The organism is Microbacterium sp. NPDC056052, assembly GCF_042266785.1.
In the GTDB taxonomy this organism is placed as follows: Bacteria; Actinomycetota; Actinomycetes; order Actinomycetales; family Microbacteriaceae; genus Microbacterium.
Map to the genome: position 1 here is coordinate 17,657 of NZ_JBHJWV010000001.1, position 14,348 is coordinate 32,004.

A 14,348-nucleotide genomic window follows, 5' to 3' on the forward strand; every position below is an offset into this window, starting at 1 on the left:
GACGAGCAGGAGAAACGTGGCGAAGAAGACGAAGGACGACACCCCGATCGGGCCGACCGGGCGTCCCTACCAGGGCTTCCCCATCCCTGCTCCGCTGAAGGCGCACGGTCCCGCGCGGATCATCGCCCTCTGCAACCAGAAGGGCGGCGTCGGCAAGACCACGACGTCGATCAACCTCGCCGCCGCCTTCGCCGAATACGGGCGCAAGGTGCTCGCCGTCGACTTCGACCCGCAGGGCGCGCTTTCGGCGGGTCTCGGGATCCCCACGCACGACATCCCCACGGTCTACGACCTGCTGCTGGACACCAAGCGCGACGCGCATGAGGCGATCGTCCACACGCACGTCGAGGGCCTGGATCTGATCCCGGCGAACATCGACCTGTCCGCCGCCGAGGTGCACCTCGTCAACGAGGTCGCCCGCGAGACGATCCTCTCGCGCGTGCTGCGTCAGGTAGCGGGGGAGTACGACGTGATCCTCATCGACTGCCAGCCGTCGCTGGGCCTGCTCACGGTGAACGCGCTCACCGCGGCGCACGGCGTGCTGATCCCGCTGGAGTGCGAGTTCTTCGCGCTGCGCGGCGTCGCCCTGCTCATCGAGACCATCGACAAGGTGCGCGACCGCCTCAACCCCTCGATCACACTCGACGGCCTGCTCGCGACGATGTACGACGCGCGCACCCTGCACTCCCGCGAGGTGCTGGAGCGCGTGGTCGAGGCGTTCGGCGACGACGTGCTGGAGACCGTGATCGGGCGCACCGTCAAGTTCCCCGACGCCTCGGTGTCGGGTGTGCCGATCACCGAGTTCGCGCCGGAGCACCCCGCCGCACAGGCGTATCTGCGACTGGCCCGGGAGCTGGTCGCCCGTGGCGCCGTCGCCTGACGCGATCCCCGAGGACGCCCCGATCCCTGAGCCCGAGACCGGGTTCCGTGTCTCCCTGTCGAACTTCGACGGGCCTTTCGACCTGCTGCTGAACCTCATCTCGAAGCACGAGATGGACATCACAGAGGTGTCGCTGAGCAGGGTCACCGACGAGTTCATCGCGTATCTGCGCGAACTCGGCCCGGACGAGGACCTCGACGAGACCAGCGAGTTCCTCGTCGTCGCGGCGACCCTGCTCGACATGAAGGTCGCAGGGCTCCTTCCGCAGGGCGAGCTCGTGGACGCCGAGTCCGTCGCCCTCCTGGAGGCCAGGGATCTGCTGTTCGCGCGGCTGCTGCAATACCGCGCGTTCAAGGAGGTCTCGACCTGGTTCGCACGCAGCCTGCAGTACGAGGACCGGCGCCACGCCCGCGCGGTGCGGCTGGACGAGAAGCATCGCGCGCGCACGCCGGAACTGGTGTGGACGCTCAGCGCGGCCGACTTCGGAACGCTCGCTCTGCTCGCGTTCGCGCCGAAGGAGATCCCCACGGTCGGCCTCGACCACCTGCACGCGCCGCTCGTCAGCATCCGGGAACAGGCCGCGATCGTGGTGACGCTGCTGCGCAGCGCGGAATCCGTGACGTTCCGCGAGATCGTGGCGGGGGCCGTGGAGCCGGGGATCGTGGTCGCGCGCTTCCTCTCCGTGCTGGAGCTGTACCGGCACGCGGCGCTCTCCTTCGAGCAGCTGGAGCCGCTCGGCGAGCTGACCCTGCGATGGTCGGCCGAGCAGTGGACCGACGAGATGCTGGCGACGTTGGGAGCCGACTATGACCGATGACACCGAGCTGCCGCTCACGGAGAAGCTCGAGGCGATCCTGCTCATCATCGACGAGCCGCACAGCCTCGTCTCGCTCGCCGCGGCCGTCGGCGCGCCCGTGCCGGCCGTGCGGCAGGCGATCGAGTCCCTCGTCGAGGAGTACGACGGCCGAGGGCAGGGACCGCGGCGCGGTTTCGAACTGCGCGAGGTCGGCGGTGGCTGGCGGCTCTACGTGCGCGAGGAGTACGACGATCTGGTCGCAGACTTCGTGGGAGGGCAGGCTCCGGCGCGACTGTCGCAGGCGGCGCTGGAGACCCTCGCGGTGATCGCGTACAAGCAGCCGGTCACGCGCAGCCAGGTCGCCTCGATCCGCGCCGTCAACGTCGACTCCGTCGTGCGCACCCTCGTGGGCCGCGGGCTCATCACCGAGCTCTTCCAGGACTCCGAGACCGGTGCGATCAACTACGGCACGACCGACGCGCTGCTGCAGAACCTCGGCATCAACTCTCTCGACGAGCTGCCGCCGATCTCGCCGCTGCTCGACGACGGCTCCGCAGGATTCAGTGAAAGGGCATGATGTCGACCGAAATCCCCCCTGCCGGTTTCTCCGAGAACGGCGTGCGCCTGCAGAAGGTGCTCGCGAACGCGGGTGTCGCATCGCGACGCGTGATCGAGCAGTACATCGTCGAGGGACGCATACGCGTGAACGGATCCGTCGTCACCGAACTCGGCCGACGGATCGACCCGGAGAAGGACCTGGTCGACGTGGACGGCACCGCCGTGCAGCTGGACACCGGCAAGCGCTACGTCATGCTGAACAAGCCCACCGGTGTCGTCTCCTCGATGAAGGACGAGAAGGGGCGGCCGGATCTGCGCCGCTTCACGAAGGACTACGAGGAGCGCCTCTACAACGTCGGGCGCCTGGACGCCGAGACCAGCGGGCTGCTCATCCTCACGAACGACGGCGACCTCGCGCACGTGCTCGCGCACCCCTCGTTCGGCGTGACCAAGGTCTACATCGCCAAGGTCGAGGGCGTGGTCACCGCGCAGACGATCGCGAAGCTCACGAAGGGCATCGACCTCGAGGACGGACGGATCGTCGCCGACAAGGCGCGGCTGCTCGACTCGTCCGCGGGATCCAGCCTCGTCGAGCTCACCCTGCACTCCGGACGCAATCGCATCGTGCGCCGGATGCTCGCGGCGGTCGGGCACCCGGTCACCGAACTCGTGCGGCGCCAGTTCGGCCCGCTGCACCTGGGAACGCTCCCTGCGGGGAAGTCCCGCGAACTGACTAAAATCGAACTCGGCGCGCTTCTGACCCTGTCGCGCCAGGATTCCCCCGCGGACGGCCCTTCGAACCCTTCGAGAACCTCAGGGACCGAAGCCGACCGGGGAGACGCGCAGGAGAACGAGTGAGCGACACGAGCAGGACGCCGAACGAGCGTGCCGCGCGGCTGTCCGGAACCATCCGGATCGTCGGCGCGGGGCTTCTCGGCGCCAGCATCGGGCACGCCCTGACCGCGAAGGGCATCGACGTCGCCCTCGCCGACACCTCGCCCGCGCAGCTGCGGCTCGCGATCGACTACGGTGCGGGTCGCGCGGCCCGGGAGGACGACGCCCCGTCGCTCGTGGTCGTCGCCGTGCCGCCGGACGTGACGGCAGACGTCATCGAGGCGGAGCTGGCGCGGTTCCCGGACGCCGTCGTCACCGATGTCGCGAGCGTCAAGCTCGAGCCGTTGCGCCTGCTCCGCGAGCGCGGCGTCGACCTGACCCGGTACATCGGATCCCATCCGCTGGCCGGTCGCGAGCGCGGGGGAGCGATCTCGGCGCGCGCCGACATCTTCATCGGCCGCCCGTGGGTGGTGTGCCGCGACGAGGAGACCCGCGCGGCGGATCTCGCGCTCGTGGAGGGCCTCGCTCTCGACCTCGAGGCGATGCCGCTCGAGATGACTCCGGAGGAGCACGACCGCGCGGTCGCACTGACCTCGCACGTGCCGCAGGTCGTCGCGAGCCTGCTCGCCGCCCGCCTCGCCGACGCCGAGGACGGCTCGCTCCGCCTCGCCGGCCAGGGCGTGCGCGACACCACGCGCATCGCCGCCTCCGCTCCCGAGCTGTGGGTGCAGATCCTCGGTGCGAACGCCGCGCCCGTCGTCTCGGTGCTCGATGCCCTCGCGGCAGACCTCGCCGAGGTCGCCGACGCGCTGCGCGATCCCGACCGCACCGGATCCCGGCGCACGGTCGCCGAGGCGATCCGGCACGGCAACGAGGGCGTCGAGCGGCTGCCCGGCAAGCACGGCCAGAACCGCCGGTTCGAGTCCTTCGTCGTGATGATCGACGACACCGCGGGACAGCTCGGCCGCCTGTTCGGCGAGCTCGGCGAGCTCGAGGTCAACGTCGAGGACCTGCGCCTGGAGCACTCGCCGGGCGCGCAGTTCGGCCTGGCCGAGATCAGCGTGACGCCGGCCGCGCTCCGCGGCGCGGTCGAAGGACTCGAAGCCAGGGGATGGCGGATTGCGAGCATGCCCGATGACTGACCCTTCGACAGGCTCAGGGACCGCGGCGCACGCACCGTTCATCGTCGCGATCGACGGCCCGGCCGGATCCGGCAAGTCCAGCGTGTCCAAGGCCGTCGCCCGACGCCTCGGCTACGGCTTCCTCGACACGGGCGCCGCATATCGCGCGCTGGCCTGGCACGTCCTGGACCGTGGCGACGACACCGCCGACGAGGCCGCCGTGCTGGCCGCCGCGGCCGACTTCCCGTTCGCGCAGGGTCTCGACCCCGACGACCGTCTCGTGCACGTCGGAGCGACGGACGTGACGGACGCGATCCGCGAACCGCGGGTCTCGGGCGCCGTGAGCGGAGTGGCACGCGTGCCCGCCGTCCGCGTGCAGGTGAACGACGCGTTCCGCCGGATCGCCCGGGAGGCCGAATACCCCGCCGTGGTGGTGGAGGGGCGCGACATCACGACCGTGGTCGCCCCCGACGCCCCCGTGCGGATCCTGCTGACCGCGGCTCCCGAGGTGCGCGCAGCGCGCCGGGCCGCGGAGCTCGACGCGGAGGATGCCGGGGCGGTCGCCGCCGCGCTGCATCATCGCGACGCCAAGGACAGCGCGGTGGTGGACTTCCTCACCGCCGCGGAAGGAGTGGAGGTCGTGGATTCGACCGACCTCGACTTCGAGGAGACCATCGACGCCGTGATCGCGGTGATCGAGCGACGTGCGCCCGGAGCGCAGCGAGGAGCCGACAATGGCTGACGAAGAAGAATACGAGGGCGGCGAAGACCGTCTCGCCGAGAAGCTGGACGCGATGGACGAGGAGCTCGTCGAGTCGCGCGCCGCGACCCTGCGCGCGGGCCTCGAGGACTACGACCTGGACGACGAGGACGCCGAGCTGCTCGCAGGCCTCGTCGAGGGCGAGGACGGGATCCAGTTCCTGCCTGCCCTTCCCGTCGTCGCGATCGTGGGCCGGCCGAACGTCGGCAAGTCCGCGCTTGTGAACCGGATCCTGGGCCGTCGCGAGGCCGTCGTGGAGGACACCCCCGGTGTCACGCGCGACCGCGTCACGTACAAGGCCGAGTGGATGGACCGGCGCTTCACGCTGGTCGACACCGGCGGCTGGGAGCCCGACGCGAAGGGCATCGACCGTTCGGTCGCCGCGCAGGCCGAGGTCGCGATCGACCTCAGCGACGTGGTGCTCTTCGTCGTCGACGCGATGGTCGGGGCGACCTCGACCGACGAGCACGTCGTGAAGCTGCTGCGCAAGAGCGGCAAGCCGGTCTTCCTCGTCGCGAACAAGATCGACGACGCCCGGCAGGAGCCGGAGGCCGCGGCGCTGTGGAACCTGGGTCTCGGCGAGCCGTACCCGGTGTCCGCGATCCACGGACGCGGCGTCGCCGACCTCCTCGACGCGATCATGGAGAAGCTGCCCGAGGTCTCCGCCGTCGCGAAGGGCGAGATCGGCGGACCGCGCCGCGTCGCGATCCTGGGCCGGCCGAACGTGGGCAAGTCCTCGCTGCTGAACAAGGCCGCAGGGGAGGAGCGCGTCGTCGTCAACGAGCTCGCGGGCACCACCCGCGACCCCGTGGACGAGGTCGTCGAGCTGGGCGGCAAGCTGTGGCGCCTCGTCGACACCGCCGGCATCCGTCGCCGCGTGCACCTGCAGCAGGGCGCGGACTTCTACGCGTCGCTGCGCACGTCGACGGCGCTGGAGAAGGCCGAGGTTGCCGTGGTCGTGCTCGACGTGAGCCAGCCGATCAGCGTGCAGGACCTGAACATCATCGACATGGTGCTCGAGTCGGGCCGCGCGCTCGTGCTCGCGTTCAACAAGTGGGACCGCTTGTTCGACGACGACATGGAGAACCAGGACCGTCGCCGGTACCTGGAGCGCGAGATCGAGCAGGACCTGGCGCACGTCGCCTGGGCCCCGCGCGTGAACATCTCGGCGAAGACCGGCCGTCACCTGGACAAGCTGGTCCCGGCGCTGGAGACGGCGCTGGAGAACTGGGATCGCCGGATCCCGACCGGCAAGTTCAACGCCTTCCTCTCCGAGCTCGTCGCCGCCCACCCGCACCCGCTGCGGGGCGGCAAGCAGCCCAGGATCCTGTTCGGTACGCAGGCGACCACGCGTCCGCCGACATTCGTGCTGTTCACGACCGGGTTCCTCGACCCGGGCTACCGCCGGTTCATCCAGCGGCGCCTGCGCGAGCTGTACGACTTCGAGGGCACTCCGATCGTGATCAACATGCGGGTGCGCGAGCGCCGGCAGCGCTGAGGGATGCGGCGCCGACTCCAGGGTCGGCGCCGTTCCCTTCTCCGTCAGACGTTGCGGGCCGCGCGCACCATCGCCGTGTCGTCGGGTTCGGTGAATCCGAACTGCCGGTAGAGGCCGTGCGCGTCGCTCGTGAACAGCGTCCAGCGCATGTCCGCGCCAGGGCCGTCGTCGATCATGAGCTGCATCATGCGCTTGCCGAGGCCGTGGCCGCGGTGCGCGCGGTCCACGTAGACGTCGGCGAGGTAGGCGAACCCGACGCCGTCCGAGACCGCTCGGGCGAAGCCCACCTGCTCGCCGGTGCCGGCGTGATAGACGCCGACGACGCGCCAGGCGTTGCCGAGCTGGGTCTCGACATCGGCGCGCGAGCGCCAGCGGCCCCAGTAGGCCTCGGTCGAGAGCCAGGTCCACACGGCGTCGGTCTGGATGCGCGAGGGATCGTCGTCCAGTTCGTAGGCATCGTTCATGCTCACCATTCTCGCAACGGCACAGGCGTGCAACGATCCGTCGTACAGGGCCATCGACAGACGGCGTGTGAAAGGGTGGAGGGGTGACGATCGTTCCCCCGGAACCCGGCGAGCCTCGGCGCCCCCACGGGCCACTGAACAGCGGCGATGCCTGGGTGGTGTCGCCGACGGGGGAGCGGTACTGGGGGCGATACGGCGCGGCGGGGCTGCTCGCCCACGACCGGGAGCGCGGCGTCCTGCTGCAGCACCGGGTCGCCTGGAGCCACCACGGCGGCACGTGGGCGCTGCCCGGCGGGGCGCTGCACGAGGGCGAGTCGGCTCGTGAGGGCGCGATCCGCGAGGCACAGGAGGAGGCCGGCGTGCCGGACGGCGCCGTCAGGGCGCAGTTCGAGAGCGTGCTGGACCTCGGGATCTGGAGCTACACGACCGTCGTCGCCGACGTCGTGACGCCGTTCGAGCCGGTGATCAGCGATCCGGAGAGCCTGGCGCTGCACTGGGTCCCGGTCGACGAGGTGGACCGCCGTCCGCTGCACCCCGGCTTCGCCGAGGCGTGGCCGGAGCTGCGCGCGCTGCTGGACGTCCGGCCGGTCGTCGTCGTGGACGCTGCGAACGTGGTCGGATCCGTGCCGGACGGCTGGTGGAAGGACCGTGCGGGAGCGACGGCGCGCCTTCGCGACCGGCTGGACGTGTGGGCTCGTCGCGGAGTCTCGGCCGAGCGGGTGGCGCTGGATTCGACGCGCTGGCATCCGCGGGTGGTGCTCGTCGCCGAAGGCGCGGCGCGGGAGGTCGCCGATCCCGCCGACAGCGCCGATGTGGCGTGCGCGGTCGAGATCGTGCGTGCTCCGGCGGCCGGCGACGACGCGATCGTCGACGTCGCCCGCGAGCGTGCCGCGGCGGGAGATCACGTGTTCGTCGTCACGAGCGATCGCGGCCTGACCGTGCGGATCGAGGCGCTGGCGGGCGACGGCGGACCGGTCGAGGCGCGGCCCGTGCGGTGGTTGCTCGAGCAGCTCGACGAGGCTCAGACGAACATGACGCGGCGCGGCGCGCGGTCGTCGTAAGTGCGTCCGAGCGGACTCGTCCAGCGCAGGGTTCCGTCAGGGAGTTGACGCGCGGTCCAGCGATGGCCCTCGTCGATATCGGGATGCTTGAGCGCGTGATGCCCTGGGCAGAAGCCGCTCAGGTTGGTGATCTCGGTGGGCCCGCCCCGGGCGTGGTCCTCGTTGTGATCGATGTCGCAGCGCCGGGCGGGCGTGTGGCACCCCGGGAAGCGGCAGCGCTGATCCCTCGCCCTCAGGAAACGCTTCATCGCGGTGGTCGGCGTGTAGCGGTCGACCTTGGTGACCATCCCGGTGTCGTCCAGGAACAGCCGATTCCATCCGCTGGCGTGACGGGCGAGGTCCCGTGCGATGTCAGGATGCAGCGGACCGTGTCCATCGAGCTCGGCGAGCCGATCGTCCTCTCCGGCGAGGGTGGTGGCGGCGATCGTCACCTGTACGGTCGCGGTGATCCGATCCAGGCCCGTGCCGAGCGCTTCGGAGGGCGTCGCGGCGAGCAGCAGGTCGATGAAGGTATCGGTCTCGATCTCGCGACGAGTCCGGCCGTCCGCCGCGACGAACTCGGGCCGGGCGTCGGGCCCGACCTTAGTGGCTTCGCAGGTGTCGGTCTCGGGATCGTGAAGGTCGTGATCCGGATCCAGGGCGTACGTCCCCGCCGCGGCGATGCGGTCGTACGTCTGAAGCCGCGGGTCGTCGGGGAGGAGATCCTCGGGGAAGGGGAACTCCTCGGGATCTGCACCTGCGAAGCGCTGCGCGATCGGGTCGGAGAAGATCAGACCGAGGTCGTTCTCGCGACGGCTCCGCCCCGTGGCGGCGACGGCCGTCGCGAGGCTGCGGAGGCGATCCATGATCGCGACGGCATACACCTCTGGCAGCACCGCCGTCAGCAGAGCCAGCCCATCGTCGAGAGGGCGGATCGTGATCTGGCGTTCGGATGCCGCCCTGGCGTGGCGCTCCCGGATGCTCTCTCCCGCGAGGGTCGCCGCGATCTGCCGAGCGTGCGGCCGGGTGCGCGCCGGCGTCTCGTTCTCGGCGATCGTGAGGGCGGCGGCTTCGTAGACCGCCAGTACCTCGGCGTCGAGGTGGCCGTTGAGCACCGCCTCGCGAACGGGTGCGGCGGCGGCAACCAGCACGCGGACGTGCGGCGCCGTGATCGCGCCGTGCCGCAGGGCATCACGCAGCGCGGGGAAGAACTCGTTCAGAGCCTCGGCATCGTTGAAACCGAGCTCGGTGGCGGTCTTGGAGATGCGCCCGGCGGCCGAGTACTCCGCGATCATCGACCGGCGGATCATGTCGCGATGCTGCGGGTCGGCGCGAACATCCGCGTCGAACAGCTCCGCCCTGGCGGTCAGCAGCTCGGAGGCCTCGCCCTCGAGCCGTGCGATCTCGGCCCGCTTCGCCACCCATGCGTCCAGCAGCGCGCCGCGATCTGCGACGGGAGGGAGCGGGGCTTCGGTCATGCTCCCAGTATAGAACATAGCTTCGATTACAGGAGGGGGTGTGGAGAACTTTTCACCCTGATCACCGAAGAATTCTCGATCACCGGTCGGCGCGCTCTCCGTCCTGATCGCGCCCACGCAGCCGGTCGATGTCGCGGCGCTCCCGCTTGGTCGGACGACCTGCTCCGCGGTCCCGCAGACCGGCGGCGGCCATCGGGTCGCGGGGCGGTGTGCGGTCCTCGGCGGCGACGGCCGCCAGGGGAGCGCCGACGCGCTTGACCAGGGTCTGGCGGACGATCAGGATCCGGTCGAATCCGCTGATCCTGATCCGCAGCTCGTCGCCGATCTTCACGGTCTGCGCGGCCTTGACCCGATCGCCGTTGAGGCGGACGTGGCCGGCGCGGCAGGCGGTGGTCGCGGCGGAACGGGTCTTGAACACCCGCACCGCCCAGAGCCAGCTGTCGATGCGGACGGGGCCGCTGGCCCAGGGATCGGTGTTCATGTGGGCGGCTCCGCGCCGTGGTCGATGGCATCGGCGCGAGCACCGGCCGGTGCGAAGGCGGTCTCGTCGCGGCGCAGGGCCCGGAGCGCGCCGGCGACGATCAGCCCCTGCCCGATCGTGTAGGTGACCATGACGGCGGGGCTCGTCCAGTCCGGCATCGCGTCGGGCAGGAACAGGCGGAAGGCCAGGATCGAGTCGCTCGAGAGGAAGAACACGCCGCCCCAGGCGATCGTGGCGCGGCAGCGCGCGGAGGTCGCCGCCGTCCCGGCGAGCACGATGCCGTACGCGGCCACTGCTGCGAGGAGGGATCCGGTGTGCGGTCCGAGCAGGGCGATCATGAACAGCCACCAGAGCACGTACACGACGGTCCACAGCGGCAGTCGGCGCACGCGCAGGTGGCGCAGGAACAGCACGATGTAGGCGACGTGCGCGAGTCCGAAGAAGCCCAGCATGAGCGGCAGCTCTGGGGCGAACGGGAAGAACAGTCCTGCTTCGTCGCCGAGCCAGGAGAAGAGCAGCGCGACGGTCAGGAGCACGGCGGCGCCCCGGGGTGCCAGGAATTTCCAAGCGAGCACCGCCGGAACCGCGAGCAGCGGCATCAGCAGCGCCTTCGTCGGAACCGCAAGAGGGCTGTGCGCGGCGAGGGCGACCACATGGACCAGGGCGACGACGATGTACGGCGCGAACGGCCACAGGGCGCCAAGTCGGGTGCGGCTCTGCATCCCTCCATCGTAGGAGCGAGAGGACGCGCGGTCCGCCGCCGTACCGGTGGTCACCGCTATCCTGCGAGGTCGAGGCTGACCAGGGGGCGTCCTGACCGCAACTCGCCGACGACCGAGAACCCCGCGGCGAGGAAGGTCGACAGTGCTCCATGGAACAGCTCGTTCGGCGACACCTTCACCGCGGCCGTGTCGACGGGGTAGCCCTCGACGACGCGGGCGCCGGATTCGCGGGCGTAGTCGACGGCGGCCGCGAGGAGGGCGGCGTTCAACCCCTGTCCGCGATGATCGCGTCGCACGGAGAAGCACGTGACCGCCCACACACTGCCATCGTCGAGCGGCTCGTGCGTGGCGGCCACGATCGTGCGCGTGTAGGCGAGCCGGGCCTGCGCCAGGCGCGGGCCGATGCGGATCCAGCCGGCGGCCTCTCCGTCCCGGTATGCGACGATGCCCGGCGGAGGACCGGTCGTGATCTCGTCCCGCAGGATCTCGACCCGCTGGTCCTTCGTCGTGGCGTTCCAATCCTTGTTGCGCAGCACCGGCCACACGCACTGGCACGACGCGCCGTCGCCTCCGCCGGTGAGCGCGCGCTGCACGTCCTCCCACTCCGTGGGCGTCGCTGCCTTCGTCGTGATCGTCGACATGATCCGACCCTACGCGGCGGGTCGGACAGCGGCGCGGAGCGGGGGCTTCACCCGCCCAGCGCGATGGTCGGGTCGGTGCGGGCGGCTCGGACGGCGGGGTAGAGGCCTGCGACGGCGCCGATGAGGAGCGTGGCCCCGATCGCGATGGCGAGGGTGACGGGCGGGATGGCGAGCGGCCATCCTCTGAGCAGGGCGAAGCCTGCGGTCACCGCCACACCGAGGGCGGCGCCGAGGGCTCCGCCCAGTGCCGAGAGCAGCAGCGCCTCGGAGAGGAACTGCGTGCGGATGTGGCCCCGCGTTGCACCGAGCGCGCGTCGCAGGCCGATCTCGCGCCGGCGCTCCAGCACGGAGATGATCATCGTGTTCGCCACTCCGATGCCGCCGACGAGCAGTGCGACGGAGCCGAGCCCGACGAGAAGACCGGTGAACGCCTGGTCCGCGGCGTTCTTCGCGGCGAGGGCGTCGGAGGGACGGGACACGGTGACCTGGTCGGGTGTCTGCGGGCTGACGGTACGACCGAGACGGGTGCGCACCGAGTCCACGGCCGCGTCCGCTGATCGTTCGTAGACCATGGTCGGGCTTCCGTCGTAGCCGAACTGCGCGCGGGCGATCGGGATGCCGATCAGGGCGGACGTGTCCAGTTCGGGCGCGAGAGGGACCGCCTCGAGAATGCCGACCACGGTGAAGTATCGGCCGCCGAGCCACACCTGCGCTCCGGGAGAGGCCACTCCCAGTCTTTCGGCCGCCTTGGCGCCCAGCACCACGGCCGGGTAGTTCGCGGTGGCGGCGTTCAGCCATGATCCGGCCGCGAGTCTCGCTGCGGTGGTGCCGGGCAGCCGCAGGTCGGCCGCCCTCACTGTGATTGCGCCGGTCTCGGACGGATCCGTCAGATGGCTGCGATAGACGCTCACGGACAGGTCGCCGTAGCCGCTGGCGCTCTCGACGCCATCGAGCATCCCAACCTTCGCGATCGTGTCGGGAGGGAGCTTCGTATCCTGACCGAAGACGCTCTTTCCCGCCTGGGCGGTCAGCAGGTTGGTGCCGAGGCTCGCCAACTGGGCGTTGAGTTTCGCCTGGCTCGATGCGGAGATGCCGACGACGGCGATCATCGCGGCGATCCCGATGGCGATGCCGAGCGCCGACAGGATCGCGCGAGCCGGCCGGGTGCGAAGGCCCACGGTGCCCAGGCGCACGGCGTCCCTCGCGAGCAGCCGCGAGCGGGGAAGCGGTGGGGGTGCGGAGGGGCTCACCGCCGAGGCCGTGGCGGAGTTCGCCGGTGCTGATGTGATGCTCATGCGATCGACCTGCTCGCCGAGTCGGAGAGCACACGGCCATCGCGGATCGCGATCCGTCGAGGCAGTCGCTCCGCCAGCTCCGCATCGTGGGTGATGACCACGACGGTGGTTCCGCGGGCATTGATCTCGTGCAGCAGCTCGATGATCCTCGCCCCGGCCATCGAGTCGAGGTTGCCGGTCGGTTCGTCGGCCAGCAGCAGAGGCGGTTCACCGATCATCGCCCGGGCGATGGCGACGCGCTGCCGCTCTCCGCCGGAGAGCTGGTGCGAACGATGGTCATGCCGATGGGCGAGCCCCACGCGGTCGAGCACAGCGCGCGCCCGCTCCCGCCGCTCCGGGCGCGGGACTCCCGCATAGAGCAACCCGTCCGCCACATTGTCGAGAGCGGTCACGCCCTCCGCCAGGTGGAATTGCTGGAAGACGAATCCGATTCGATGGGCGCGCAGCGCCGAGAGGGCACGATCCGAGAGGCCCCTCACGTCTACTCCTTCGATGAGTGCCGTGCCGGCGGTGGGTCTGTCGAGTGTGCCGATCAGGTTGAGGAGGGTCGACTTGCCGGAGCCGCTCGGGCCGACGATCGCGACGAATTCGCCCTCGCGGATGGTCAGGTTCACTCCGGCGCAGGCGAGCGCGGGGGGTTCGCCGTAGCCCCGCTCGACGTCACGGAGCACGATGATGTCGCTCATGATCCTGGCACCACGACTTTCTGTCCTTCCTCGATCCCCGGTCCGGTGATCTCGACGCGCCCTCCGGCGAACAGGCCAGTCGTCACAGGGACGCGTGCGGTCTTGCCGGACCGGGGATCGACGATCTCGACTCCGAAACGGTTCCCGTCGAGCGCCTGGAGAGCTCCGACGGGGACGGAGAGCACGTTCTCGCGCGCCTCCGACGGGAAGTTCACGGTCACGCTCGCCTGCTGCAGGGGGCCGACCGAGGACGGGTCGGAGAGGGCGACCACCACCGGGATCACCACCGTCTTGCCTGCGCCGCTCTCCTTCTCAGTCGGTACTCCCACCGAGGCGATCGTGCCGTCTGTGGATTTTCCCGAGGGCAGATCGATGGTGACCTTGCCGCCGACCGTCGCGAGCTGCTGGTCGGCCAGTTTGAGATCGACATCCACCTTCTTGTCGAGCGCTGTGACCCCGAGCACAGGTGAGCCAGGGCCGAGCTGAGAGCCGACCGTTGCTTTCGCGGCGGCGACCCGGACATCACCGATGGAGAACACGACGCGGCCGAGGTCGATGACGCCGGTCTTCTCCTGACCGGTGGCCTTCTGCCAGGCCCCGATCGCCTCGGCGGTGCGTGCGGTGAACTCGTCGTCCGGTTCGCGGGAGAAGTAGCCGAGTGCTGCAAGGCTGCGCTCGAGCTGTACGACATCCGGACCGTTGGGCATCCCCTCCTCGAAGGCCCGCCACGCCGGGAGATCGCCGTGGAACAGGAACACGGGGACATTGTCGACGGCGAAGAGCGGCTGTCCGAGGGCGATCTGCGTGCCGGGGGCCGGCAGCGAGGTGATGACTCCGCCGACCCCGCTCGCGATGTCTCGGGCGCCCGCGTAGGCGAGCGTGCCGGTCGACTTCGTCGTTCCGGTGAGCGTACCCCGCTCGATCGGTGCTGATTCGACGTGCAGGGTCTTCTTGACGGGCGGCGGGGAGGAAGGCGTCGCGCCGAAGGCATAGGCCCCGGCCCCGGCGCCGAGGAGAACAGCCACTCCGGCGGCAGCACCGACGATCGCCCGCCGACGTCGCCGCTTTCTGTGTGCGGGGTCGACCTGGGTCCC

Annotated in this window: 16 protein-coding genes; 8 read left to right on the plus strand and 8 right to left on the minus strand. The window is 70.4% G+C overall.

Annotated elements, in window-relative coordinates; all coding sequences use genetic code 11:
- Positions 1-16 precede the first annotated feature (16 nt).
- The 7 genes from ACFC1J_RS00090 to der are packed head-to-tail and all read left to right on the plus strand — an operon-like array spanning position 17 to position 6,447.
- Positions 17-880, plus strand: coding sequence for a ParA family protein (locus ACFC1J_RS00090; RefSeq protein ID WP_292715812.1), 864 nt, complete (start codon positions 17-19; stop codon positions 878-880).
- Positions 864-1,697 carry a segregation and condensation protein A gene (locus ACFC1J_RS00095; RefSeq protein WP_375901395.1) on the plus strand — a complete coding sequence of 278 codons (834 nt, stop codon included), beginning with the start codon at positions 864-866 and terminating at the stop codon, positions 1,695-1,697. The genes ACFC1J_RS00090 and ACFC1J_RS00095 overlap by 17 nt, the downstream gene beginning before the upstream one ends.
- Positions 1,687-2,253, plus strand: coding sequence for an SMC-Scp complex subunit ScpB (gene scpB / locus ACFC1J_RS00100; protein WP_375901396.1), 567 nt, complete (start codon positions 1,687-1,689; stop codon positions 2,251-2,253). The genes ACFC1J_RS00095 and scpB overlap by 11 nt, the downstream gene beginning before the upstream one ends.
- Complete coding sequence (locus ACFC1J_RS00105) at positions 2,250-3,092, plus strand: pseudouridine synthase (protein ID WP_375901398.1); 843 nt, start codon at positions 2,250-2,252, stop codon at positions 3,090-3,092. Before scpB ends, ACFC1J_RS00105 begins: the two co-directional genes overlap by 4 nt.
- Positions 3,089-4,210 carry a prephenate dehydrogenase gene (locus ACFC1J_RS00110; RefSeq protein ID WP_375901399.1) on the plus strand — a complete coding sequence of 374 codons (1,122 nt, stop codon included), beginning with the start codon at positions 3,089-3,091 and terminating at the stop codon, positions 4,208-4,210. The genes ACFC1J_RS00105 and ACFC1J_RS00110 overlap by 4 nt, the downstream gene beginning before the upstream one ends.
- Positions 4,203-4,931, plus strand: a complete 729-nt coding sequence (gene cmk, locus ACFC1J_RS00115; RefSeq protein WP_375901401.1) for a (d)CMP kinase — start codon at positions 4,203-4,205, stop codon at positions 4,929-4,931. Before ACFC1J_RS00110 ends, cmk begins: the two co-directional genes overlap by 8 nt.
- Positions 4,924-6,447 carry a ribosome biogenesis GTPase Der gene (gene der, locus ACFC1J_RS00120; RefSeq protein ID WP_375901403.1) on the plus strand — a complete coding sequence of 508 codons (1,524 nt, stop codon included), beginning with the start codon at positions 4,924-4,926 and terminating at the stop codon, positions 6,445-6,447. The genes cmk and der overlap by 8 nt, the downstream gene beginning before the upstream one ends.
- Before the next feature lie 44 nt (positions 6,448-6,491).
- Here der and ACFC1J_RS00125 read toward each other — a convergent pair whose 3' ends face one another.
- On the minus strand, positions 6,492-6,911 hold the full coding sequence (locus ACFC1J_RS00125) for a GNAT family N-acetyltransferase (RefSeq protein WP_375901405.1): 420 nt from the start codon (positions 6,909-6,911) through the stop codon (positions 6,492-6,494).
- An 83-nt stretch (positions 6,912-6,994) separates the two neighbouring features.
- Between ACFC1J_RS00125 and ACFC1J_RS00130 the strand changes: the two genes are divergently transcribed.
- Positions 6,995-7,972, plus strand: a complete 978-nt coding sequence (locus ACFC1J_RS00130) for an NUDIX domain-containing protein (protein ID WP_375901407.1) — start codon at positions 6,995-6,997, stop codon at positions 7,970-7,972.
- On the opposite strand, the gene ACFC1J_RS00135 is transcribed toward ACFC1J_RS00130, so the two are convergent.
- The 7 genes from ACFC1J_RS00135 to ACFC1J_RS00165 all read right to left on the minus strand — a co-directional run bounded on the left by ACFC1J_RS00135 (position 7,933) and on the right by ACFC1J_RS00165 (position 14,279).
- A complete protein-coding gene (locus ACFC1J_RS00135; RefSeq protein ID WP_375901409.1) occupies positions 7,933-9,429 on the minus strand; it encodes a DUF222 domain-containing protein in 1,497 nt (498 codons plus the stop codon). The two genes, ACFC1J_RS00130 and ACFC1J_RS00135, sit on opposite strands and share 40 nt — an antisense overlap.
- 79 nt (positions 9,430-9,508) lie before the next feature.
- Positions 9,509-9,910, minus strand: coding sequence for an RNA-binding S4 domain-containing protein (locus tag ACFC1J_RS00140; protein ID WP_375901411.1), 402 nt, complete (start codon positions 9,908-9,910; stop codon positions 9,509-9,511).
- The gene (locus tag ACFC1J_RS00145) at positions 9,907-10,632 is read right to left on the minus strand and encodes a lysoplasmalogenase (protein ID WP_375901413.1); all 726 of its coding nucleotides are present in this window, start codon (positions 10,630-10,632) and stop codon (positions 9,907-9,909) included. Before ACFC1J_RS00145 ends, ACFC1J_RS00140 begins: the two co-directional genes overlap by 4 nt.
- 56 nt (positions 10,633-10,688) lie before the next feature.
- Positions 10,689-11,273 carry a GNAT family N-acetyltransferase gene (locus ACFC1J_RS00150; RefSeq protein WP_375901415.1) on the minus strand — a complete coding sequence of 195 codons (585 nt, stop codon included), beginning with the start codon at positions 11,271-11,273 and terminating at the stop codon, positions 10,689-10,691.
- Between the two features lie 47 nt (positions 11,274-11,320).
- Entirely contained in the window at positions 11,321-12,568 is a 1,248-nt protein-coding gene (locus tag ACFC1J_RS00155) for an ABC transporter permease (RefSeq protein WP_375901416.1), read from the minus strand.
- The gene (locus ACFC1J_RS00160; protein WP_375901418.1) at positions 12,565-13,254 is read right to left on the minus strand and encodes an ABC transporter ATP-binding protein; all 690 of its coding nucleotides are present in this window, start codon (positions 13,252-13,254) and stop codon (positions 12,565-12,567) included. The genes ACFC1J_RS00155 and ACFC1J_RS00160 overlap by 4 nt, the downstream gene beginning before the upstream one ends.
- On the minus strand, positions 13,251-14,279 hold the full coding sequence (locus tag ACFC1J_RS00165) for an efflux RND transporter periplasmic adaptor subunit (RefSeq protein WP_375901419.1): 1,029 nt from the start codon (positions 14,277-14,279) through the stop codon (positions 13,251-13,253). Before ACFC1J_RS00165 ends, ACFC1J_RS00160 begins: the two co-directional genes overlap by 4 nt.
- Positions 14,280-14,348 lie beyond the last annotated feature (69 nt).